Consider the following 21866-nt stretch of genomic DNA (forward strand, 5'->3'; position numbering starts at 1 on the left):
GAGTTCTCGCCTGAATTCGGTGTTGGCAATGCTCTGCTGGAGGGGGCCATGCTTATGAGGGCTGCATGGGCTTTATGGCCGATAGCAGGCCCAGAACAAAGCGATTAAGCGGTACATCCAGACCATGCCGGTCTGCTGCGCGCACAATGGCCCCGGTTATGGCATCGTACTCCAGAGGGCGGCCTGCCTGCCGGTCCTGCAACATGGATGTGGCACTCTCTGGCGGCACGCTCTGCAGCCACGCCAGAGCGTCCTCCGCATGTTGCGCTGTAAGGGCGGCCCCTTCGGCCTGCCCGACCTGCACCACTTCCGCCATGATCTGCCGGGCATTGGCCGCACAGGCCGGTTCACGCATAACCCCCGTACGCCTGCCGCACAGGGCAGTCAGCGGGTTGGCGGCACTGTTGGTGAGCAGCTTGGTCCAGACCATGCTCAGCATATCCGCGGCAAGCACAACCCGCAGCCCGCCTGCCTGCAAAGCCGCAGCCACATCCTGCACAGGTGCCTCTGCGGGAAGGCACAGGTCCGCCTGGCCGATTCGGCGCAGGACCGAACACCCCGGAGCAGACCGCTCGGCGTTAAAATAGGCAATGGCGGGCAATGCCACGGCCACAGGCGCATAGGCGGCAATCCGCTCACGGTGCTCCAGACCATTCTGCACGGCCAGAATACGCGCATCTGGCCGGTTGAATGCCGCAATCCACTCCGCCACATCACCCGTCTGATGCGCCTTGACCGCCACAACAGCCACTGTGCACGGGCCAAGCTCGGCCGGGCTGCGGGCATGCCGGACCGGGTATTTCACCCCCTGCCCGGCTTCCTGCACATAAAGGCGGCCAAACGGGCTGCGCGCACCACAGACCCATACCTCCCACCCAGCGCGGGCAAAGGCTGCGGCCACAACAAGCCCGACCGCCCCTGCGCCAATCAGGGCAACAGCAGACGGCGCAGGAACCTGCTCAGGAGGTGTGTTTGTGTGCATGCCTTGTCCTTTCTGGTACCGTTTGCAGCAAATGCGATAGTGGCACATTGCAGCCAAGCTCTGGCACCCACCCGGCATAGGCTAGGGTTCCGCTCCAGAACATGATAAAAGACCCCTATGGCGATATGGGGCAAAATATTTGGTGGCGTAACCGGCTTTGCCGTTGGCGGTCCACTAGGTGCGGCGTTGGGCACGGCTTTGGGCCATGCCGCAGACAGCGGCACATTGCTGCAACCACCCGCTGTTGGCTGGAGCGACCGATGGGCCGCCCGCGCGCGCCCAGACCCCAACGGAGCGGCAGCCTTTGTCGCTGCCAAACTGGCCGCCACACTGGGCAAAAAAGACCAGCTTTACGGGCTGACCTGCGTTATTCTGTGCGCCAAACTGGCCAAGTGCGATGCCCCGGTTAACCGGCGGGAGATCAACGCCTTCAAGACCCGCTTCCGGGTGCCGGACGAGAACATGCGCGACATCGGTCGCCTGTTTGACATGGCCCGCCAGAGAACAGACGACTACGAAGCCTTTGCCCGTGAACTCGGGCAGGCCTACAGCACTGACAAACCCCCGCTTGAAGACCTGATGGGAATCCTGTTTGCCATTGCCCGTGCCGATCTGGCAGCGGACGAACCCCTTGCCCCCGAAGAGCTGCGTTTTCTCAAACGTGTGCATGCCCTGTTCGGGCTAGGGCGCGGGGCATGGGAGCGGGCCGAACAGGGCCGGGCCCGTGCGGCCATGGGGGAAGATGACGCCTATACCGTTATGGGGGTGAGTGCCTCCCTCTCCAACGAGGAACTGCGGGCACACTGGAAAAAACTTGTCCGGCAGTACCATCCGGATGTCATGGCCGCCCGCAATGCCAGCCCCGAGGAGGTGCAGGTTGCCTCGGTCCGTATATCCAGAATCAACGCCGCATGGGACATAATCAAACGCGAGCGCGGACTGTAACGCCGGATTCCCTGTGGCCATCACATCCCGAGCAGGATGTGCGACTTTATGGCAACAGAGATTGCAAAAATCTGTTCTTCCCGGCAAAAAGGTAACTTGCAAAGGGCTATTTTTGTCCCCTGCCCTCTACGCAGAGAAGCCCTGCCATTGCACCCTGCGTTTCTCATGGTAGAGAAGGCAGCAATAAACAGGTCTGCCCGGCAGGCCATGCGGACGTCACAAGGCAAAGGTAAAGGTGGCAATGATTTCAGGACGGAACGGCTCATGGCTCCGCCCTCGCGCACAGGATCAGCACGATCAGGCGCGGGAAGGTTCCTCGGTACATCGCCGTTTCCGTCTGGGAACACTCTGCCTTGGTCTGGTGCTGCTTGGCGCAACGGGGTGTAGCTCCATTAAAGCCCCCGTTCCCACGGACCCGGATGCCCTGGCCGAATACAAGGCCGCAAACGACCCGTATGAACCGTTGAACCGCAAAATGTTCAACCTGACCATGAAGTTCGATACTTGGGCCCTGCGCCCGGTTGCCAAAGCCTATGTGTGGGCCGTGCCGCGCCCCGTACGTAACTCGCTTGGCAACATGATCACGACCATGAACGAGCCCTCCGTCTTTTTTAACGACGTCGGGGCCGGCAAGCCACGCCGTGCAGGGGATTCGTTCGTGCGCTGGTGCATTAACATGACCGTGGGTGTTGGCGGGCTGATTGACGTTGCAAAAATGGCGGGCTTCCCCCACCATGACAACGATGCAGGCCTGACCATGGCCAACTGGGGCATTTCCTCCGGGCCTTATCTGTTCCTGCCCATGGGGCCGTCCTCCTTCCGTGACGGGATTGGTTACGGCATTGATCAGGGCCTTTCCCCGTGGGATTACGTGCCACGCGGTTATGGGCTTGTCAGTTTCAACTGGGCCTATAACATGATGGGTGTTGTGCATGGCCGCTCCGAGCATCTGGAAGATCTGGATGCTCTCCAGCGCGATGCTCTGGACCCATATGCCACCATTCGCAGCGCTTACCAGCAGCAGCGGAAGGCACAGGCCGAGGCCATCAAGAATGACCGCCGCGCCACCGTGCCAGACTGGTATCAATAACTAACAACAAGAAGGTAGCGCAAACATGAAACTCCTTTCTGGTCGCCGTATTGTTCTTGCCACTCTGGCCCTGACATGCGCCAGCGGACTGTTTGCCCTGCCTGCCCGCGCAGCGGATAACGCCAAGCAGTTCATTCAGAGCTTTGGCACGCAGCTTGTTGCCATTGTTAACAGCCCTGTTCCCCTGTCTGAAAAAAAGACCAAGGTCCTTCCTCTGGTTCAGAAGAATGTGGATATTGATGGTATTGGCCGCTACTGCCTTGGCCGTTACTGGAAAATTGCCACCCCTGAGCAGCGGCAGCATTATCTGGCCCTTTTCCATGAAGTGCTGGTCAATGCCATTACCGACAAGCTGGGCGAGTACCGTGGTGTCAGCTTTACCATTGGCGATGTCAGCAAGTCCGGTAATGAAGATTCCGTCAACGCCATTCTGATGCGTCCGCAGCAGCCCCCGGCTTCCATGCAGTGGGTTGTCGGTTACGACAACGGGCAGCCGCAGGTTGTAGACGTTATTGGTGAGGGAGCCAGCCTGCGCCTGACCCAGCGCAATGACTACTCCTCCTTTATTGCCCGGAATGGTGGGAGTGTCGCGACACTGCTTTCCGCCCTGCAGAAGCAGCTGGACCGCCATAACCAGTCCACCAACTAAACCGCTAAAGCCCGGTCTGGCGGGGCAACCGCCGGTCTGGCAGAAAGGCACCCAGGAGGGTGCCTTTTTTTATGCCCGCTTGCTTTCATACACCATCATGGTCTGCCCATTTCTGGTGAAAGTCTCGCAAACATGCATCCCGATACTGCCCAGAATGGTGCGCGATGCCACATTGCTTTCCGATGCAACGGCAATAACCCGGTGTAAACCGGCATCATGCGCAAAGTTAAGGGCCGCGTTGGCAGCCTCACGCGCAATGCCACGCCCCCTTGCGCTGGCAAACAGGGCAAAGCGTAACCCGAACCCGCGACCATCTGGCCGGTCGTGAATGCCGGTCATGCCGACAAACTGATTATTTTCATGAATGGTAAAAATACCAACACGGTGACAGGCCCAAAAAGCAATGTCATCCGCCATCTCACGCTCGGCCTGCTGGCGGGTGCAAACCCCCCCTAGCATCTGACCAAAAGCGCCGCCATCGGCCTTCAGGCGCGCCATATCTTCCATATCCCGCCATGTCACGGGCTGAAGAAGCAGGCGAGGTGTACGGACTGAGCGTAAATCCACCGCTCAGCCCCCGTAACAGAGGAAGGCTCCACAGGGGAGCCTTCGCACAGGCATGCCGTTAACGGGCAAGCGGTTTGTAATGAATGCGGCCTGGCTCGGTCGCATCCGGGCCAAGGCGGCGGCGCTTGTCTTCTTCATAAGCCTGAAAGTTACCTTCAAACCACTCAACGTGGGAATCACCTTCAAACGCCAGAATATGGGTGGCCAGACGGTCAAGGAACCAGCGGTCATGGGAGATAACCACGGCGCAACCGGCAAACTCGGCCAGTGCATCTTCAAGCGCACGCAGGGTATCCACGTCCAGATCGTTGGTCGGTTCGTCAAGCAGGATCACGTTGCTTTCCTGCCGGAGCATCTTGGCCAGATGCACGCGGTTACGCTCACCACCCGAAAGAACACCAACTTTTTTCTGCTGGTCGGACCCTTTGAAGTTGAAGGCCCCCACATAGGCGCGCGACGGCACGGCCCGCTTGCCCAGATAGATGACATCCGTCCCGCCTGAAATTTCTTCCCACACGGTTTTATCGGGGGACAGATCATCACGCGACTGGTCAACGTAGCCGAGCTTTACGGTTTCCCCGATTTTCAGCTCGCCTGAATCTGGCTTGTCCTGCCCGATAATCATTTTGAACAAGGTGGACTTACCAGCACCGTTTGGCCCGATAACCCCCACAATACCGCCCGGTGGCAGTTTGAAGTTGAGGTTATCAATTAACAGCCGGTCACCAAACCCTTTGGTCAGGTTGTCAGCCTCGATAACCGTGCCGCCAAGACGGGGGCCGGGAGGAATGACAATATCGGCCACACCACCCACTTTTTCCGCACTGGCAGCCAGCATTTCCTCATACTTGGCAATACGGGCCTTGCTTTTGCTCTGGCGGGCCTTGGGGCTGGCGTTAATCCACTCCTGCTCGGCGGCAAGGGCACGCTGGCGGGAGCTTTCTTCCTTTTCTTCCTGCGACAGGCGCTTGCGCTTCTGTTCCAGCCAGGAGGAGTAATTGCCTTCAAACGGAATACCGCGACCACGCTCGATTTCCAAAATCCAGTTGGTCACGTTATCCAGGAAGTAACGGTCATGGGTGATGACCATAACCGTGCCGGCGTAATCCCGCAGGGTTGTTTCCAGCCATGCAACGCTTTCTGCGTCCAGGTGGTTGGTTGGTTCGTCAAGCAGCAGCAGGTCGGGTTTTTCCAGCAGCAGGCGGCACAGGGCCACGCGGCGGCATTCCCCCCCGGAGAGTTTTTCTACCGAGCTGTCAGCAGGCGGGCAGCGCAGGGCGTCCAGCGCGATTTCCAGCTTGCGGTCCAGCTCCCAGCCGTCGCCTGCGTCAATTTTTTCCTGCAGTTCGGCCTGTTCGGCCAGCAGGGCGTTCATTTCGTCGTCTTCCATGGGCTCGGCAAAACGGGCAGAAATCTCGTTAAAACGATCAACTGCCTTTTTCAGGTCGCCAAAGCCCAGAGCAACGTTTTCGCCCACGGTCAGTTTGGGGTCGAGCTGGGGTTCCTGCTCCAGATAGCCAACGCGCACGCCTTCAGCCGCCCAGGCCTCGCCGCCGTATTCCTTATCAATCCCCGCCATGATCTTGAGCAGGGTGGACTTACCAGCGCCGTTAACACCCAGAATACCAATTTTGGCACCCGGCATGAAGGACAGGGTGATGCCCTTGAACACTTCGCGCCCACCGGGATAGGATTTTGTGAGATCCTTCATCACATAGACGTATTGATAGGATGCCATGATGATGAACTCCCGTTATGCGGAATAAACTGAAAAAATGAAGCGGCTACAGGTTGCGCTGCCGGCTGGGACAGCCTGCGCCCGGCAGGACTTGAACCCGCAACCAAGCCGTTATGAGCGGCCCGCTCTAACCAATTGAGCTACGGGCGCGCAGGCGAGTATCTGATTACGCAACCAGAGCCATTTGGCAAGGGTCTGAGGCAGGAAAATCCATATATCGCCCGTTTAAAATCCGGCTCTTGGCAAGCCGCAGGTGGGCGGATAGGGTCTGCTGCATTCCCTTTGTTTATCGGTTGGAGCAGTGTTCATGGACGTTTCCAAACTTTCTCCCGGCAAGGACGTGCCGTTCGACATTAACGTTGTTATTGAAATCCCGCAGGGTTCCTCTGTCAAATACGAAATTGACAAGGAAAGCGGCGCTCTGTTCGTGGACCGCTTCCTGTTCACGCCCATGGCCTACCCCACGGCTTACGGCTTTATCCCCAACACGCTCGCAGCCGATGGTGACCCCACGGATGCTCTGGTCCTGACCCCCACAAACGTGGTGCCGGGCAGCGTGATCCGGGCCCGCCCCATTGGCGTGCTGAAGATGGAAGACGAATCCGGGCAGGACGAAAAAATCATCTGCGTCCCGCACGACAAGGTGCACCCCGAGTTCTCCAAAGTTGAAACCACGGACGACCTGCCCGAAATCACGATCAAGGCCATTGAGCACTTTTTCACCCGCTACAAGGACCTTGAAAAAGGCAAGTGGGTTAAAGTGACTGGCTGGGGCACGAAGGAAGAAGCCGGGAACTTTATTCTCAAAGCTCTGGAAGCTGCAAAAGCCAAATAAGGCGCGCTTTCTCCTGACCTGCAACAGGTATGGCCGTATAGTGCGCCGTGCCTGTTGCAGCGCACCGGCACACCCGGCATCACACCCTGAGTGTGAAATATATTCCGTATCGCGCGGATTATCAGCCCACCAGTTTTGCGCCATGCTCTGAACAACACCTCCGACCCTTTTATTCTGTCATGGTGATGTTCATGCCCACCCCTGCTGCCGCAAAGCACCCCAAACAGCCAACCCTGTTCATCCCCCATGGGGGTGGTCCATGCTTTTTTATGGACTGGCCACAGACATGGGACCACATGGCCGCCTTTTTGCGCGGGCTAAGCGCCACGCTCCCACAAAAACCAGATGCCATTGTGGTGGTTTCCGGCCATTGGGAGGAGCAGGTTCCCACGCTCATGTCCGGTGCAAAACCGGGCCTGATCTACGATTATTACGGCTTTCCCCCCCATACGTACACGCTGCAGTACCCCGCCCCCGGCAGCCCCGCACTGGCAGCCCACATGCGGACCTTGCTGGAGCAGGCAGGCTTTGCCAGTGCCGAAAATGCCGAACGGGGGTTTGACCACGGTGTGTTCATCCCGTTCATGCTGGCTTTTCCCCAGGCCGATATTCCCATTGTGGAGTTCTCGTTACAAAAGGCGCTGGACCCGACCGAGCATCTGGCCATTGGCGCAGCACTGGCCCCCCTGCGGGCAGACAACGTGCTGATCATGGGCACGGGTCTGAGCTACCATAACCTGCCCCACTTCATGAGCGGTTCCCCCACAACCGATGAGCCTGCAAAGGCATTTGATGCGTGGCTGACGCGTAGCGTCTGTGCGCCGCCGCCAGAGCGCACCGCGCAGTTGACCCACTGGGCACAGGCCCCCGGTGCACGCCTGTGCCACCCCCGCGAGGAGCATCTGCTCCCGCTGATGGTGGCCGCCGGTGCCGCCGGACAGGATTACGGCCAACAGATTTACAGCGATACAGTGCTGGGCAAGGCGCTCTCGGGCTACCGTTTTGGTTGAAGCGGCTCTTGTGCGGCCAATTTTATACGACCGTACAAGACCGCCTGCGCAAAAATGCACTTCTTTGCATTTTTTTATGAAATGCCTGTTGCCAAAGAAAAAAACATCGTTATAAAGCCCCACATACCGACGCACACAACTGGTGAGCGTTGGAAAATGCGGGTGTAGCTCAGTTGGTTAGAGCGCCGGCCTGTCACGCCGGAGGTCGCGGGTTCGAGCCCCGTCACTCGCGCCACTTTCCTTTACAAATCAATCGTATCAGAAAGTGGCGCCGAGCGCCCTTGTGCGCTCCCCACAAACTCCCCCTCTAACCGGCCGCCAGAACGACCGGTTTTTTTTATACACTGCCCTTACGCTGGGTAATGCTTACTGCTGCAAGGCATCCGCGCCCTGCAATGTTACGGCTACCGCATGCACTGTTGCAGCAATCCGTGCCGCAGTCTGCACCGCAGCAGCGCCAAGTGCATCACGCACGATTTTTTCGTGGCTGGTCACGCACAGGTCGCACCCGTTGATGATAGAAACGGCCAGACACCACAGCTCAAAATCCGCTTTATCCACGCCGGGGTTGCCAATCACGCTCATGCGCAGCTGTGCTGGCATTTTGGCGTATTCACCACCCGCCATATGCACAAAGCGGTAGTAGATATTGTTCATACCCATAATGGCGTTGGCAGACTGCGCGGCAGCCAATGCTTGCTCGGACAGCGTATCGCGGAACTGGGCCACAATTGCACGCGTCACATCATCATTGCGCGCAGCAAGGGCGGAGGCGATGAACGTGCCGCCAAGCTGCTGCGGGGTCAGGGTAATATCGCTTGCCAGAGACCCCAGATTCAGGCGCAGGTCCTTGGCGTAATCGGGAATACGGTCTTTGAGTGCATCTATAGACATGGCTTTTTCCGTTATGATTTATTTTGGAAAAATCTGTGCCAGACCAATACATGGAACCTGGAGCACAAGGCACAGCCAGAAACTGGCTGGGAGCGGGCTAAACAGCTCTGAAAGATAGAGTGGTGGTTGCGGCAGAATACGCAGGTATGCCACCGCAACCACCCCCGGCCCGCAAACGCGAACCGGGCAGTGCGTCAGACTCAGACTTTGATAAAGTCTTCGCCCTTTTTCCAGTTGCACGGGCACAGCTCATCGCTCTGCAGGCCGTCAAGGATACGCAGGATTTCCTGCGGGTTACGACCAACAGACAGGTCGTTGACGGACACATGACGGATCACACCGTGCGGGTCGACAATGAAGGTTGCACGCAGTGCAACGCCAGCGTCCTTTGCCATCACGCCCGTGCCTTCGGTCAGCTCGCGCTTGATGTCGGCCAGCATCGGGATCGGCAGATCCTTCAGGTCAGCGTGGTGCAGACGCCAGTTGAGGTGCACGAACTCGCTGTCGATGGACACGCCATACACAACCGCATCACGGTCTGCGAAGTCCTTGGACATCTTGCCAAAAGCCACGATTTCGGTCGGGCAGACAAAGGTGAAGTCCTTCGGCCAGAAGAACACCACTTTCCACTTACCGGCATCGGATTTGTCGGAAATCTGAACGAATTCGCCCTTCAGGCCTTCAGGCCCACCCGGAACGGAGGTCAGATCAAAGCTGGGAAACTTATCGCCAACGGTCAGCATATGTTTGCTCCTTGTTTCTGGCACAGTGCCTGACCATGCTTTAGGCTGGGTCAGGCGGTGCAGGTATGTATGGCCCGCCTTTTTCATTTAATCCAATGAATATTTTATATAAGAACAATTGAAAGTATCGATTAACCATTCTCGGGTTTTCAGGTAGGACTTGGCCATGCTTCCCCTCCCCTCCGCACAGCAGCTCCGCTACCTGATCGCCCTTTCCGAACTGCGCCACTTTGGCCGGGCCGCGGCAGCCTGTGCCGTAACCCAGTCCACCCTGTCTGCCGGGATTATGACACTGGAGCGCCAGCTGGATACCCCGTTGCTGGACCGCACCGTGGGCAAAAAAGTGGTTTTTACCCCTCTGGGGCACGAGATCGCACTCAAAGCCCGGCAGGCACTAGCCGCGCTGGAGGCCGTACCCCAACTAGCCGCCGCAGCCCGCACCCCTTTGACTGGCCCATTACGACTCGGGGTTATTCCCACCATTGGCCCGTTCCTTATCCCCCGCACGGTGCATATCCTGCGCGAGCACTTCCCCCGCCTGCTTTTGTCCCTGACAGAAGACACCACAGAACACCTGCTGGAAAAGCTCTCCCTTGGGCAGCTGGACATGCTGGTGCTGGCCATGCCCTGCCTGTGTGATGGCACGGAAACCCACCCCCTGTGGCAGGACCCCTTTTATGTGATCATGCCCTCCAACCACCCTTTTGCGGCACTGGAGAGCGTGCCCGTGGAGCGGTTGTCCGAATACAACATGGTTATGATGGAAGACGGGCATTGCCTGCGTGAGCAGACACTGGCCATCTGCCGCCAGAGCCCCAGCCGCAGTGGCGCGGAAGGGGAGAGCGAACCCACCTTTACCGCCATGTCGCTCCACAGCATGGCGGAAATGGTAGAACTGGGTTTGGGAATCGCCATCATGCCAGCACTAGCCATTAACGGGGGTATTCTTAAAAACCGTAAAATTGCTGCCCGCCCCCTTGCAGATGGCGCCGCATGGCGCACCATTGGTCTGGCCTGGCGGCCCCGTTCCCCCCGTGCTGCCGATTTTTCCACTCTGGCCAGCACGCTGCTCACACTCGCACTGGACCCGGCTTAAGCACCCAATCTGCCCGCATCCATGCGATAAAACGCACTATAGGCAGCAAAATCCGCAAGAAAAATGCGCGGAATATTGACTCAGGCGCACGGGGCCGGTATGTGCCGAGCCAACTTATTTATGCATTGAGCGGCATCGACGGAGAATACGGGCCATGAAAATCAGAAATAGCCTGAAGTCAGCCAAGGTGCGCGACAAAGACTGCCGTGTGGTTCGTCGTCGTGGCCGGGTTTACGTCATCAACAAAAAGAACCCCCGCATGAAGGCCCGTCAGGGCTAATTCATGGTTGGTCTGGCCCTTACGGGCAAGCTTATCATGATGATCATGCATAAAGCCCGTTCCCTCGGTCCCCGAAGGAACGGGTTTTTGTTTTTAGGCCTGTCCACAGCCCTCAGCATTACGGCTGTTCCTGCTGCATGGGCGGATACAGCGCCCAAAACCCAGCCTACCCCCTTGGCAGCGCCTGCTCCAGCAGCTGGCACTGGCACTGCAAAGCAGATTGCCCTGTTGGTCAAGCAGCTTGCCCAAGCCCCAACGCCCGAAGAGGCCCATACCCTGCAAGAAAGGCTTGAGGCCTTACGGGCAGCGCACCTTTCCCCCACCACGCAACTTCTGGTCCGCCGTGCGGAAAAAGACCTGATATCCGAAAAACCGGATGATGCCGTGGACGATATGGGAGACGCGCTAGCACTTCAGCCCGATCAGGCCATTCTGTGGCGCACCCGTGCCCAGATGCGCCTTGTTGCTGGCAACCTGAAGGGCGCTGTGGCGGATTTGGGGGAGGCCCTGATGCGTGATGCAGAGGACGCCCAGAGCTGGAGCCTGCTGGCCAGTGTGGAAGAACACCTGAACGATGGTCAGGCCGCACTTAAAGCATGGCAAAAGGCAACCGCCCTCAACCCCATGCTGGACAGGAGCCACAAACGCTCCGATTCCCTGCGCATCAAGGCGTTTGGCCAGCCAACCTGAGCAGGCTCAGGCCTGCCGGTTTTCAATCAGGCTTTTGCGGATCTCGCGGCCACGCTCGATCTTGTTCACAATATAATCCGCATCTCCCCAGCGGATCGCGCGGGCCATGGCCTGAGCGTCTTCCATAAAGCGCCCCAGCATTTCCAGCAGGGCCTCACGGTTAGCCAGAAAAATATCGCGCCACATAATGGGGTCGGATGCCGCAATCCGGGTAAAATCCCTGAAGCCCGAAGCCGCCAAGTCCAACACTTCCGAGCGGGTTTCTTCCGCCAGATCATCAGCCGTACCGCAGATGGTAAAGGCCAGCAGATGCGGCAGGTGGCTCACAATGGCGCATACACGGTCATGGTGGGCGGGGGTCATTTCCCGCAGGCGGGCACCACAACGCGTCCATAATTCGCGGATCTGCTGCAGGGCTTCTGGCGTTGTGGCTTCCAGCGGAGTTAGCAGGCACCAGCGATTTTCAAACAGGTCCGCCAGCCCCGCATCCGGGCCGGAGAACTCCGTACCCGCCATGGGGTGTGCAGGCACATAGGGCACATCAGCCCGCAGGCTGGGTAAAATGGCCTCGGTGACCGAAACCTTGGTGGACCCCACATCGGTCAGCACTGCACCCGGCTTCATGGCGGGAATAACCTGCGCGGCAACGGGCCCCATGGCCCCGACCGGCACGCACAGCATAACGCAATCCGCCTGTGCGGCAGCAGCGACGACGTCTGTTGTTGCCTCATCCGCCAGCCCCAGTTCCATGACCCGCGCGCAGACATCCGCACTGTTGTCCACCGCGATCAGTCTGCGGGCCAGATGACCATGCACTTTGGCACGCCGCAGCACGGACGAACCGATAAGCCCCGGCCCAACCACAACAAGCGTGTCAAACACGACCTGAAGATGCTCTTCCGCCACGGCTCAGCTATCCTTGATTGTGTTGGAAGGGGCAGAATACCCAATATTTTCGCCCTGTGCCGGAGCTGCAGGCTGCTGGGGTGCATTCTGGCGCAGACCGCGCATTTCCATAAACTGCCACAACAGCAGAACGGGAATACCAATGGTAATTTCCCGCCCACGGCGGAGCAGGGAAATACCAAGGGACAGGGACGGGTCTATGCCAAACGCATGCCCGAGCGCCATATAGGCCCCTTCCTGCACGCCCAGACTACCGGGGACCAAAAACCCGACAGACATAATGGCACAGGTTACGCCTTCCACCGCCACAGCGCCGGGGAACGTCAGCTGCGCACCCAAAAAACGCGCTGTCAGCCACAGCATGCCAGCACCACCCAGCCAGCCGAGCAAATGGTAGCTGGCAGAACGGCAGATATGCCACGGGCGGCTCCAGGCGGCTTCCATACGTTCCTGCAGGTTATCCGCACCAGCCAGGATGCTGTCCCGCCACTGGGAGGCCAGACTGCGGGTAAACATCCCCCCGAACTTGCGGAACAGGTTGCCGCCATGCGTCTGGGTCCAGATAAAACCTGCGGTTCCCGCGATCAGGAACAGGGTCCCCCCGACCACCGGCACCACAAACGGGCTGGAACGCTGGTGCGCAACAAGACAGGCCACGGCCAGTAGCACAAATGCCACCTGCCCCATGACCTCGGTTGTAATATCCACAAGGTTGGCGCAGGCGGCTTCGGGCAGTTCTACTTCCCGGTCGGTGGCGCGGTGCACGCCATGGCCCGAGCAGGTCGCGCGAATACCAATAACAATGCCCCCAACCTGCGAAAACGGCAGGCAGGTTGCAGCCGCATCACGCACCATGCGGGCCAGCAGCAGGCGCATGTACCCGATTTCAGGAAAAGCAGCATGCCAGGCCATGCCCAGCAGGCCATCCACGGCCAGCTGGCAGCATACCATAAGCAGAAAGCCGCCAAGACCAATACGCATAACAGCACGTAAAACAGAATCGAAACCGCTCCACGCCATTGCTGCCGTAACGACCACGAGTCCAAGAAAAGTGAGAAAAACCGTAAGCTTCTTCAAGGCCTCAGCTCTGTCCGCCTGTTACGCTCGCGGCTCCGTCACGCCCATGGGCACGCCCGAAGCCCAACCGGGCGCATGTGTGAATGTTCCGCCCCCTTACACTACCACGGGGTCTGGCGCCACCTCGGGTGTCAGGATAAAGAAACAGACCAGCCGTTCGGGCTTAATGCCCAACACCTGTTTTTCTTTCAGCCCTCTACCGGGAGCGCATCCTTCATGACTGCTCATACGCTCGTAACCGGCGCAACTGGTTTTGTCGGTTCCGCCGTGGCTCGCACACTGCTGGAACGCGGCCATTCCCTGCGCCTTATGGTGCGAGAAGGAAGCGACCGTAGCAACATTGCCGACATTCCGGCCGAGCTGGTGGAAGGCGACCTGTCACAGCCGGACACATTTGCGCGTGCAGTCAAAGGTTGCCGGTATGTTTTTCATGTCGCGGCCGACTACCGCCTGTGGGTACCCGACCCCGCCCCCATGATGACCGCCAACGTGGAAGGCACCCGCCTGCTTATGCTGGCAGCCCAGCAGGCAGGGGTTGAACGCATTGTGTACTGTTCCTCCGTGGCGGCCCTTGGCCTGATTGGTGATGGCACCATTGCGGACGAGAACACACCGGTAGAAGAACATGCCGTTATTGGCATTTACAAACGTTCCAAATACCGAGCCGAGCAGGAAGTGCTGCGCCTTGTGCGCGAGCAGAATCTGCCCGCGGTTATTGTGAACCCCTCCACCCCCGTTGGCCCGCGCGACATCAAACCCACCCCCACAGGCCAGATGATTCTGGACTGCGCGGCAGGCCGCATGCCCGCTTACGTGGATACGGGCGTTAACATCGTGCATGTGGATGACGTGGCAGAAGGCCATGCGCTGGCCCTTGAACGGGGCAGAATTGGCGAAAAATACATTCTGGGTGGCGAGAACTATCTGCTGCGCGACCTATTTGCCATGGTGTCTGAAATCGCGCATGTGCCCCCGCCCAAGATCAGCCTGCCGCAGGAGGTTATCTGGCCGGTGGCTATTGTGTCCGAATGGCTGTCCCGCGCTTTTGGCTTCTCGCCCCGTGTCACGCGGGAGATGCTCGCCATGTCCCGCAAGAAAATGTTCTTCTCTTCCGCAAAAGCCATGAGCGAACTGGGTTATGCCCCGCGCCCCGCCCGCATGGCGGTGGAAGACGCCATTACATGGTTCCGCAATAACGGCATGCTGAAATAAGGGGGCGGTCCATCATGATTCTGGCTCTGGCTATTCTATGCGCCATAATCTGGATGGGTCTTATTTTCTGCCACGGACACTTCTGGCAGGCTGGTCCCATACTCCAGCCCGCCAGCATGGCAGACGCACCGGCGGATATTGCCCCCGATGTTACCGTGGTTGTACCCGCCCGTGATGAGGCGGAGTCTATCGAGGCGGCACTTGGCTCCCTACTGCAACAGGACTACCCCGGCGCGCTCTCGGTCATTTTAGTCAACGACCGCAGCACTGATGGCACAGGGGCTTTGGCCAGAGCCCTGCCCGATACCCACAACCGGCTGAGTGTGCTGGACGGTGCAAACCCCGAGGCAGGCTGGAGCGGCAAATTATGGGCCGTAGCACAGGGTGTACACAAGGCAGAGCGACAGACCCCACATGGCAGTGGCTACCTGTTCCTGACCGATGCCGACATTATTCACGACCCCGTCCATATTTCCACCCTTGTTGCCAAGGCACAGGCCGACCGGCTGCACATGGTTTCCGAAATGGTGGAACTTCAGTGCATCACACTGGCCGAACGGGCGCTGGTACCTGCCTTTGTCTTCTTTTTTGCGCTGCTTTACCCCTTTGCCAAAGTCAACAACCCAAAGGATAAAACCGCTGGGGCGGCGGGGGGCAGCATCCTGCTCCGGCGCGACATGCTCCGCCAGATCGGGGGGATTGAAGCCTTAAAAGGAGCCCTGATTGATGACTGCACACTGGCCACATGCGTCAAGCAGGCCGGGGGACGGCTCTACCTTGGCCATTCCTGCCTTGCCCGTTCCATCCGCCCTTACCCATCCGCTGCCGATATCTGGCGTATGATCACGCGCACGGCCTACGTGCAGCTTAATTTTTCTCCCCTGCTGCTGGTGCTAACCGTTGTGGCCATGCTTGTGGTCTGGATGGCTCCTCTTGCACTGGCCCTATGCGCCCACGGCGCTGCGCAATGGATTGGTGCCGGGGTGTGGCTTGCCTCCACCCTGTCCTTTTTGCCTACGCTCAGACGTTTTCGGCTTTCACCCCTCTGGGCGCTAGGCTTGCCCCTGATTGCCGCCTTTTATACCGCAGCCACCCTTGGCTCCGCCCTTAACCACCACCGCGGGCGCGGTGTGGTGTGGAAGAACCGGGCCTATACCGAGGCCATTCCCAACAATGGGCGGGCCAGCACCCCGGACGCAGAGCAGAAAATACAGATACCCGGGCGGTAGGTTTTTTTGCCGCTACCTGCCCTCCGGCATTAAGGGATAGGCATGGCAGGCGGGCTCATGTAAACACCAAGCTGCCCTTGGGGTCCCTTTTTTTGAACACGGCACGGCATGACTGACGATACACGCATCTGGGGAAAAGCTGACGTTTCATCCGGCAAGGGTGCGTCTGACGAGAACTTTCCCGTAGGCTCCCTCCTTCTCAGCCGCAAACTGCGCCCGCATGTGCATGCCTATTACGATTATGCCCGTGTTATTGACGACATAGCAGACTGCGAAACCCTCTCCCCCGAAGACAAGGTCACCCGGCTGAATGCCATGGAGGAGGTCCTCCTTGGCCAGCGTAGCGCCATTAACCGGGCCGATGCGCTCAGTGCCGCACGGCTGCGGGCTTCGCTCATACAGACCAACGTGCCGTTCGAAACCGCCACAGACCTGCTGATCGCCTTCCGTGATGATTCACGCGGCCATGAATACCGCACATGGGATGACTTGCTGCATTACTGCAAATATTCCGCCAACCCGGTCGGGCGCTACCTGATCTGCCTGCATGGGGAAGACCCGGCAGCCTTTGGCCCATCGGATGCACTGTGCACTTCCTTGCAGATTCTGAACCACCTGCAGGACTGCGCCAAGGATCTGGAGCGGCTCCAGCGCTGCTACATGCCCACAGAGCTGATGCAACGTGCCGGCACCTCCGCCCAGGACCTGCTTGCAGGCCAGACCAGCCCTGCCATGCGCGGGGTGTTCAACACCCTGCTAGACGGGGTGGATGCCCTTAACCGGCAGGCCAGCGCCCTGCCAGCCCATATCAAGGGCCGGCGTTTCCGTATGGAATGTGCGGCCATTGTAGAACTAGCCCACCGCCTGACACAGCGCCTGCGCCGCGAAGACCCGCTGGCCGGGCGGGTGGCTCTGCGCCGGACGGACGCCATGCATGCAGCCATTGCGGCCCTGCGGGCATGGGCATGACCTTCCCGAACGGTGAAAGTTCTGTAAAAAGAAACCCGTTCTCTTCAATCTTGACGAAAAACAGGTGAAAAGCGCGTGACAGCCGTAAACATCCAGATGCACGACAAACCGACCCCGCTCGGATGCGATCCGGCTGATCTTGCCTGGGTGGAAAGCACCGTCAAACAGGCAGGCACCTCCTTTGCCGCTGGCATGCGCATCCTTCCGCCCATGCGGCGTTACGGCATGTACGCCATTTACGCCTTCTGCCGCGTAGTGGACGATATTGCAGATGGCACGGCCCCGCTGGCCGAACGCACCAAAGGTCTGGAAGACTGGCACCAGCGCATTGCCGAGCTTTTTGCGGAACGGGCTGTCCTCCCGACCGAACCGCTGGACCGGGTTCTGCTGGCGACCATCAATTTTTTCTCTCTCCAGCAGGCTGATTTTGATGCCGTGATTGATGGTATGCTGATGGACACGCAGACCGCCATTGTTGCCCCGGACGAAAAAACGCTGGACCTGTATTGCGACCGCGTAGCCTCCGCCGTGGGCCGCCTGTCTGTCCGCATTTTTGGCGACAGCTCCAAAAATGGTGACCTCGTAGCTTTCCATCTGGGTCGAGCCTTGCAGATCACCAACATCCTGCGTGACATTCCCGAAGATGCAATCCGTGGCCGGCTGTACCTGCCGGCTGACCTGCTGGAACGCTTTGACGTGCCCAAAGACCCGATCAAGGCTCTGTCCGCTCCGGGGCTGGAACTGGTCGCCCGCGTTATGGCTGCCCGTGCGCAGGACCACTTCCGCACTGCCTTTGCCACCATGAAAATCTGCCAGCCCCGCTCCATGCTCCCCGCCCGCATTATGGGTGCAAGCTACGAGTCCATTCTCAAGGCGCTGTGCAAGCGTGGCTGGGGTGCAGACGTGCTGCGCGCACGCCCCCATACCTCCCTTCTTGGCAAAGCCCGTTGGTTTGCCCTTTCCTACACGTCCTGAGATAACGGCAAAACGCGGCATGTCTGGTATTTTGCATATTATTGGCGGGGGCATGGCTGGCCTTGCCGCTGCGGTAGAAGTCGCGGGTACCGGCACGCGTGTGATCGTGCATGAAGCCGGGCGGACATGCGGCGGGCGCGCCCGCTCCTATCATGACCGGCATCTGGACTGCCGCATAGATAATGGCAACCACCTGCTCCTGTCCGCCAATAGCACGGTATTCCGCTACCTTGGCATAACGGGAGCACTGGATACGCTCAGCGGACCGGGCAAGCCGATTTTCCCGTTTGTTGATCTGGCCGAGGATGCACGCTGGACGCTGGATTTGTCCCGCGGGCGTCTGCCCCTATGGGTTTTCCAGCCTCACCGCCGCGTGCCGGACATGCGCCTGCCCGAGTTGCAGAGCCTCTACCGCCTGATCCGCGCAGGCGACCAGACAACAGTGGCCGACTGCCTGCTGCCCGGTGCCTTTACCCGCAGACTGCTTGAACCTTTTTCCATTTCCGCCCTGAACACCCTGAGCGATACAGGCAGCGCGGCACTGCTTGGCGCTGTGGTGCGGGAATCGCTCTCGCTCGGGGGGCATGCCTGCGTGCCGTGGTTTGCGCGTGACGGTCTTTCCGAGTCTCTCGTGGACCCCGCCGTTGCTTATCTGGCCTCCATGAACGCCGAGATCCGCACACAAACCCGCATTACGGGGCTGGACGTTGCCAAAGGCCGCGTAACCACGCTCCATACCGCGCAGGACAGCATTGCCCTGTCCGAGCATGATAAGGTGATTGTCGCCACCACGGCACCGGTTGCCGAAGGGCTGCTGAGCCAGCACATGGCCGGGCTGACAACCCCCAATGCGTTTGAGAGCATTCTGAACCTGCATTTCCGTCTGGCAGAGGCCCCACGCCCTGTTGGTTCTTTTGCCCAATGCGGATTTATGGGGGTTATTGGCGGCGTGACCGAATGGGTGTTCCTGCGCGGGAATATCCTGTCTGTGACCGTGAGTGCGGCCAACCGCTACGCCAAGCATGACCACGAGGAACTGGCCCGTACCATCTGGTCCGAGCTACGCAGCGCGTGTGATGCGGTATTGGAGCAGCCCCTCCCCTCCGCACCGGATGCCCAGCGTATTGTATGGGAAAAGCGCGCAACCTTTGCCGCCACCCCGGAGCAGAACCGCCGCCGCCCCGGCTCGGCCACTCCTCTGGTTAATCTGGCATTGGCAGGGGACTGGACCAACACTGGCCTGCCCGCAACGCTGGAAGGGGCCATGCGCTCGGGCCTGCGCGCCGTACACGCACTGGGCCTGAAAACACCGTCCTGAAACTACGGCTGTTGTTCTGCCCCCGCTGCGCGTTATCCGGGTTGCGGGGAGTGTGTTGCCCCTAGCCATATGTTCTGCGGTTCAGCAAAGATCCGGGGCCAGAATATTGCAGGCAACCATGCCGGCCATCTGTGAGGGTTCAGAACCCTGCGTGCTGGCCGGAGTCATTTTGCCAGCTTACTCCGATTGTTTTTCGTCTCCACCAAGGCCTGAGTTCTGATCCATGACACAGTCAACCACCACGCACCGCGCCCCAACACGCCCTGGCATTCTGGTCGGGCTTAAAGCGGAAGCACAGTTGATCCGGGGTGTATTCCCCCACGCAGCCATTGCCGCAAGTGGTGCCACCAGTGCTGGCGCACAGCGTGAGGCCAACCGGCTTGCCGCATGTGGGGCAGACTGCCTGTTATCCTTCGGGCTTGCAGCAGGGCTAGACCCGGCTCTGCCACCTGGGACCATTGTTATTCCCAGTGCCGTACAGGCATGGGGCAATGTCTGGCCGAGCGAGCCAACCTTGCGCCATATTCTGGGCGGGGAACAAGCCGGGGTTATCAGCGGGCCTCTCCTCCACAGTGATCAGGTCGTATTGCAGGCCCAGCACAAAGCCGACCTGTTTGCCGCTACGCACTGTGCCGCACTGGATATGGAAAGTGGCTTTTTAGCCCGTGCAGCCCATGAAGCAGGTTTGCCCTTTGCCGTGCTGCGGGTTGTGTGCGACCCGGCAACACGCTCCCTCCCCCCCATTACGGCCTGTGTTCTGTCCCCCGATGGCGGGTTGCAAATCGGCCTGCTGCTGCGCTCCCTGCTCCGCCACCCTTCCCAAATTGGTGGATTGATCTCTCTGGGGCGGGATGCCGGGCTGGCACGCAAAGCCATGCTGCGTTTTCTGCACGAGCAGGCCACCCGCCCCGCATTCCAACAGCTTACCGCCCGCACCACGCAAGGTTGACGCAACCACAGGCCAAGGCACATCCGGGCCCGCAACTCTACGCAGCACTCTGCCCTTGCATGCAAGATACAAGAGGGGGGGAACAAGCATCACGCCCCGATACTTAGCCCCGACCCACAACAAAAAACCGCCCGGCATATAACCGGGCGGTTTTTTAAAGCATACGAACCAGGGTGTCTTACTGCGAGAAGGCTCTTGCCAGAATATTCTGCGTTTCAAGCGACACAGGCAGGGTAGAGTTGGTAAGGGCCACACCTTTCCACCCTGCACCAAGGGCTGTGTAAAGGTTCACCGCATCGCGCAGGCGTTCAAGCCGGGCCAGAGCTTCCATGTTCTGCGCGTTCAGTGTGGTGCGTTCGGTTGTCAGCACTTCCAGAAAGCCAACCAGCCCCGCGCCATACAGTTTACGCGCACGATCACTGGCTGTTGCGCTATCTTCCGCCGCTTTGTGCAGTTGCTCGGCATATTCAATATCATCATGCCAGGCCGCCATGGAGTCTTCGACCTCCTTAAAGGCCGTCAGCACTGTCTGCCGGTATGTCAGGCGTGCTGCCTCGGCCGAAGCCTGCGTTGCGCGGACTTCAGACGTCATTTTACCACCGTGCATCAGCGGCAGGCTGGCCATAAGCAGGAACTGCCAGCTCATGGCATTGACCTGAAACGCCTGATACATGGCAGAGGCATTGGGGTTGAAGGTCAGCGGCACCACAAAATGCGGATACAGATTGGCAACGGCAACGCCAATCTGGGCCGTGGCGACGGCGTAACGCCGCTCCGCCATACGCACATCCGGGCGATTGGCAATGACAACAGAAGGCAGAACCGCCGGGAACTCCGGCACAACAGGCAGCGGACGCTGCTGCTTCAGTTCGTCTTCCAGCTCACCCGGCATTTTACCCAGCAACACCGCAATCGCATGCGTGACCTGAGAAACACGGGTTTTAAGCGGTTCGCGCGCTGCAATCTGGGCATCCAGTTCCGCCTGAGCCTGCGCGATCTGCAAGGTGTTCCCCACACCTTCCAGATACAGCTTGTTGGTCAGGTCCACGGCATCCTTGGCAACGCGGATGTTGTCCGTGGCGATCTGGATCTGCAACTGCGTTACGCGCAGCAGCATGTAATCCGACGCCAGCTCGGACAAAAGCCCCATGAGCACCGCACGGCGGGCTTCAATTGTGGCTTCAACTGCGTGTTCACGGGCCTGCACATCACGCCGGATACGCCCGAACATGTCCAGCTCCCACGATGCCGTGGCACCGTAGGTCAGCATGGAAGCTTCTGGCCGGTTGGCCGGGTTACCCGGACGCAACGGCCAGTTATCGATGTTCAGGGAGTAGCGGACATCCCCGCCCCCCATGTTGGCATCCATCTGCGGGTACCATTGCGCGGCGGAACGGTCACGCATGGCGCGTTCGGCCAGAATACGCTGCCCCGCAATCTGGAGGTCGTAGTTCCCCTTTATGGCGTCCTGCACAAGGCGGGAGAGAAGGGGGTCCTTGAACAGGGCCCACCACTCGACCATTTCCTTGTTTGTGCGCTCAATCTCTTCAGGGGTGGCAACATGTTCCTCCGCTGCCTCCTTGAACTGGGCAGGCAACTTCATACGGTCAGGCTGATAATTGGGCCCAACGGTACAGGCGGAGAGAAACATGCTTGTTGCGGCACATAACCCAAAGCGACGGCGAGCCTTCATGCGCTTCATCCTTGGCCCA

General features: G+C 59.3%; 22 protein-coding genes and 2 tRNA genes. 15 read left to right on the forward strand and 9 right to left on the reverse strand.

The window, feature by feature from the left end:
- Positions 1-52: 52 nt before the first annotated feature.
- The gene (locus tag HK20_RS07015; protein WP_086646365.1) at positions 53-982 is read right to left on the reverse strand and encodes a ketopantoate reductase family protein; all 930 of its coding nucleotides are present in this window, start codon (positions 980-982) and stop codon (positions 53-55) included.
- A gap of 117 nt (positions 983-1099) precedes the next feature.
- Between HK20_RS07015 and HK20_RS07020 the strand changes: the two genes are divergently transcribed.
- The 3 genes from HK20_RS07020 (at position 1100) to HK20_RS07030 (ending at position 3666) form a co-directional block, all read left to right on the forward strand.
- A complete protein-coding gene (locus HK20_RS07020; protein ID WP_086646366.1) occupies positions 1100-1927 on the forward strand; it encodes a TerB family tellurite resistance protein in 828 nt (275 codons plus the stop codon).
- 241 nt (positions 1928-2168) lie between these two features.
- Complete coding sequence (locus HK20_RS07025) at positions 2169-3017, forward strand: VacJ family lipoprotein (protein WP_086646367.1); 849 nt, start codon at positions 2169-2171, stop codon at positions 3015-3017.
- Positions 3018-3042: 25 nt separating this feature from the next.
- Positions 3043-3666: a phospholipid-binding protein MlaC gene (locus tag HK20_RS07030; protein WP_086646368.1), complete on the forward strand. Its 624-nt coding sequence runs from the start codon at positions 3043-3045 to the stop codon at positions 3664-3666.
- 69 nt (positions 3667-3735) lie between these two features.
- Here HK20_RS07030 and HK20_RS07035 read toward each other — a convergent pair whose 3' ends face one another.
- The 3 genes from HK20_RS07035 to HK20_RS07045 all read right to left on the reverse strand — a co-directional run bounded on the left by HK20_RS07035 (position 3736) and on the right by HK20_RS07045 (position 6121).
- Entirely contained in the window at positions 3736-4233 is a 498-nt protein-coding gene (locus tag HK20_RS07035) for a GNAT family N-acetyltransferase (protein ID WP_086646369.1), read from the reverse strand.
- Between the two features lie 58 nt (positions 4234-4291).
- A complete protein-coding gene (gene ettA / locus HK20_RS07040; protein ID WP_086646370.1) occupies positions 4292-5971 on the reverse strand; it encodes an energy-dependent translational throttle protein EttA in 1680 nt (559 codons plus the stop codon).
- Positions 5972-6047: 76 nt separating this feature from the next.
- A tRNA-Ile gene (locus tag HK20_RS07045) sits at positions 6048-6121 on the reverse strand.
- Positions 6122-6278: 157 nt separating this feature from the next.
- Here HK20_RS07045 and ppa point away from each other — a divergent pair.
- The 3 genes from ppa to HK20_RS07060 all read left to right on the forward strand — a co-directional run bounded on the left by ppa (position 6279) and on the right by HK20_RS07060 (position 8051).
- On the forward strand, positions 6279-6806 hold the full coding sequence (gene ppa / locus HK20_RS07050; protein ID WP_086646371.1) for an inorganic diphosphatase: 528 nt from the start codon (positions 6279-6281) through the stop codon (positions 6804-6806).
- 191 nt (positions 6807-6997) lie between these two features.
- Positions 6998-7816, forward strand: a complete 819-nt coding sequence (locus HK20_RS07055) for a class III extradiol ring-cleavage dioxygenase (protein ID WP_086646411.1) — start codon at positions 6998-7000, stop codon at positions 7814-7816.
- Positions 7817-7974: 158 nt separating this feature from the next.
- A tRNA-Asp gene (locus tag HK20_RS07060) sits at positions 7975-8051 on the forward strand.
- 131 nt (positions 8052-8182) lie between these two features.
- Here HK20_RS07060 and HK20_RS07065 read toward each other — a convergent pair.
- Both HK20_RS07065 and HK20_RS07070 read right to left on the reverse strand, forming a co-directional pair.
- Positions 8183-8710, reverse strand: a complete 528-nt coding sequence (locus HK20_RS07065) for a carboxymuconolactone decarboxylase family protein (protein WP_086646372.1) — start codon at positions 8708-8710, stop codon at positions 8183-8185.
- A 200-nt stretch (positions 8711-8910) separates the two neighbouring features.
- Positions 8911-9453 (reverse strand): peroxiredoxin, encoded by a 543-nt coding sequence (locus HK20_RS07070; protein ID WP_086646412.1) that lies wholly within the window; start codon positions 9451-9453, stop codon positions 8911-8913.
- A gap of 166 nt (positions 9454-9619) precedes the next feature.
- Here HK20_RS07070 and HK20_RS07075 point away from each other — a divergent pair, with 166 nt between their 5' ends.
- From HK20_RS07075 to HK20_RS07085, 3 genes are all read left to right on the forward strand, one after another.
- Positions 9620-10549, forward strand: a complete 930-nt coding sequence (locus tag HK20_RS07075; protein WP_086646373.1) for a hydrogen peroxide-inducible genes activator — start codon at positions 9620-9622, stop codon at positions 10547-10549.
- A gap of 154 nt (positions 10550-10703) precedes the next feature.
- Positions 10704-10829 carry a type B 50S ribosomal protein L36 gene (ykgO, locus tag HK20_RS07080; RefSeq protein ID WP_003625637.1) on the forward strand — a complete coding sequence of 42 codons (126 nt, stop codon included), beginning with the start codon at positions 10704-10706 and terminating at the stop codon, positions 10827-10829.
- A gap of 3 nt (positions 10830-10832) precedes the next feature.
- Positions 10833-11519 carry a M48 family metallopeptidase gene (locus tag HK20_RS07085; RefSeq protein ID WP_086646374.1) on the forward strand — a complete coding sequence of 229 codons (687 nt, stop codon included), beginning with the start codon at positions 10833-10835 and terminating at the stop codon, positions 11517-11519.
- 6 nt (positions 11520-11525) lie between these two features.
- Here the strand turns inward: HK20_RS07085 and HK20_RS07090 are convergent, their stop codons facing one another.
- Positions 11526-12425, reverse strand: coding sequence for a prephenate dehydrogenase/arogenate dehydrogenase family protein (locus HK20_RS07090; RefSeq protein ID WP_086646375.1), 900 nt, complete (start codon positions 12423-12425; stop codon positions 11526-11528).
- A gap of 3 nt (positions 12426-12428) precedes the next feature.
- Positions 12429-13502: a lysylphosphatidylglycerol synthase domain-containing protein gene (locus tag HK20_RS07095; protein ID WP_086646376.1), complete on the reverse strand. Its 1074-nt coding sequence runs from the start codon at positions 13500-13502 to the stop codon at positions 12429-12431.
- Positions 13503-13718: 216 nt separating this feature from the next.
- On the opposite strand from HK20_RS07095, the gene hpnA reads away from it, so the two are divergent.
- The 6 genes from hpnA to HK20_RS07125 all read left to right on the forward strand — a co-directional run bounded on the left by hpnA (position 13719) and on the right by HK20_RS07125 (position 20154).
- The gene (gene hpnA / locus HK20_RS07100) at positions 13719-14714 is read left to right on the forward strand and encodes a hopanoid-associated sugar epimerase (protein WP_086646377.1); all 996 of its coding nucleotides are present in this window, start codon (positions 13719-13721) and stop codon (positions 14712-14714) included.
- A gap of 14 nt (positions 14715-14728) precedes the next feature.
- On the forward strand, positions 14729-15943 hold the full coding sequence (locus HK20_RS07105; protein ID WP_086646378.1) for a glycosyltransferase: 1215 nt from the start codon (positions 14729-14731) through the stop codon (positions 15941-15943).
- Positions 15944-16051: 108 nt separating this feature from the next.
- On the forward strand, positions 16052-16912 hold the full coding sequence (gene hpnC / locus HK20_RS07110) for a squalene synthase HpnC (protein WP_086646379.1): 861 nt from the start codon (positions 16052-16054) through the stop codon (positions 16910-16912).
- A 96-nt stretch (positions 16913-17008) separates the two neighbouring features.
- A complete protein-coding gene (gene hpnD / locus HK20_RS07115) occupies positions 17009-17887 on the forward strand; it encodes a presqualene diphosphate synthase HpnD (protein WP_086646413.1) in 879 nt (292 codons plus the stop codon).
- 19 nt (positions 17888-17906) lie between these two features.
- Positions 17907-19205: a hydroxysqualene dehydroxylase HpnE gene (gene hpnE / locus HK20_RS07120; RefSeq protein WP_086646380.1), complete on the forward strand. Its 1299-nt coding sequence runs from the start codon at positions 17907-17909 to the stop codon at positions 19203-19205.
- A 223-nt stretch (positions 19206-19428) separates the two neighbouring features.
- Positions 19429-20154 (forward strand): hypothetical protein, encoded by a 726-nt coding sequence (locus HK20_RS07125; protein ID WP_086646381.1) that lies wholly within the window; start codon positions 19429-19431, stop codon positions 20152-20154.
- Positions 20155-20332: 178 nt separating this feature from the next.
- Here the strand turns inward: HK20_RS07125 and HK20_RS07130 are convergent, their stop codons facing one another.
- Positions 20333-21847, reverse strand: coding sequence for an efflux transporter outer membrane subunit (locus HK20_RS07130; RefSeq protein WP_179290169.1), 1515 nt, complete (start codon positions 21845-21847; stop codon positions 20333-20335).
- Positions 21848-21866 lie beyond the last annotated feature (19 nt).

This window comes from Acetobacter sp. DsW_54 (assembly GCF_002153575.1).
GTDB lineage: Bacteria > Pseudomonadota > Alphaproteobacteria > Acetobacterales > Acetobacteraceae > Acetobacter > Acetobacter fabarum.

Bases quoted from the DNA above. Each gene is read 5' to 3' on its own strand.
- HK20_RS07015 (WP_086646365.1), bottom strand. From the start codon at position 982: ATGCACACAAACACACCTCCTGAGCAGGTTCCTGCGCCGTCTGCTGTT.
- HK20_RS07020 (WP_086646366.1), top strand. From the start codon at position 1,100: ATGGCGATATGGGGCAAAATATTTGGTGGCGTAACCGGCTTTGCCGTT.
- HK20_RS07025 (WP_086646367.1), top strand. From the start codon at position 2,169: ATGATTTCAGGACGGAACGGCTCATGGCTCCGCCCTCGCGCACAGGAT.
- HK20_RS07030 (WP_086646368.1), top strand. From the start codon at position 3,043: ATGAAACTCCTTTCTGGTCGCCGTATTGTTCTTGCCACTCTGGCCCTG.
- ettA (WP_086646370.1), bottom strand. From the start codon at position 5,971: ATGGCATCCTATCAATACGTCTATGTGATGAAGGATCTCACAAAATCC.
- ppa (WP_086646371.1), top strand. From the start codon at position 6,279: ATGGACGTTTCCAAACTTTCTCCCGGCAAGGACGTGCCGTTCGACATT.
- HK20_RS07055 (WP_086646411.1), top strand. From the start codon at position 6,998: ATGCCCACCCCTGCTGCCGCAAAGCACCCCAAACAGCCAACCCTGTTC.
- HK20_RS07065 (WP_086646372.1), bottom strand. From the start codon at position 8,710: ATGTCTATAGATGCACTCAAAGACCGTATTCCCGATTACGCCAAGGAC.
- HK20_RS07070 (WP_086646412.1), bottom strand. From the start codon at position 9,453: ATGCTGACCGTTGGCGATAAGTTTCCCAGCTTTGATCTGACCTCCGTT.
- HK20_RS07075 (WP_086646373.1), top strand. From the start codon at position 9,620: ATGCTTCCCCTCCCCTCCGCACAGCAGCTCCGCTACCTGATCGCCCTT.
- ykgO (WP_003625637.1), top strand. From the start codon at position 10,704: ATGAAAATCAGAAATAGCCTGAAGTCAGCCAAGGTGCGCGACAAAGAC.
- HK20_RS07085 (WP_086646374.1), top strand. From the start codon at position 10,833: ATGGTTGGTCTGGCCCTTACGGGCAAGCTTATCATGATGATCATGCAT.
- hpnA (WP_086646377.1), top strand. From the start codon at position 13,719: ATGACTGCTCATACGCTCGTAACCGGCGCAACTGGTTTTGTCGGTTCC.
- HK20_RS07105 (WP_086646378.1), top strand. From the start codon at position 14,729: ATGATTCTGGCTCTGGCTATTCTATGCGCCATAATCTGGATGGGTCTT.
- hpnC (WP_086646379.1), top strand. From the start codon at position 16,052: ATGACTGACGATACACGCATCTGGGGAAAAGCTGACGTTTCATCCGGC.
- hpnD (WP_086646413.1), top strand. From the start codon at position 17,009: ATGCACGACAAACCGACCCCGCTCGGATGCGATCCGGCTGATCTTGCC.
- hpnE (WP_086646380.1), top strand. From the start codon at position 17,907: ATGTCTGGTATTTTGCATATTATTGGCGGGGGCATGGCTGGCCTTGCC.
- HK20_RS07125 (WP_086646381.1), top strand. From the start codon at position 19,429: ATGACACAGTCAACCACCACGCACCGCGCCCCAACACGCCCTGGCATT.
- HK20_RS07130 (WP_179290169.1), bottom strand. From the start codon at position 21,847: ATGAAGGCTCGCCGTCGCTTTGGGTTATGTGCCGCAACAAGCATGTTT.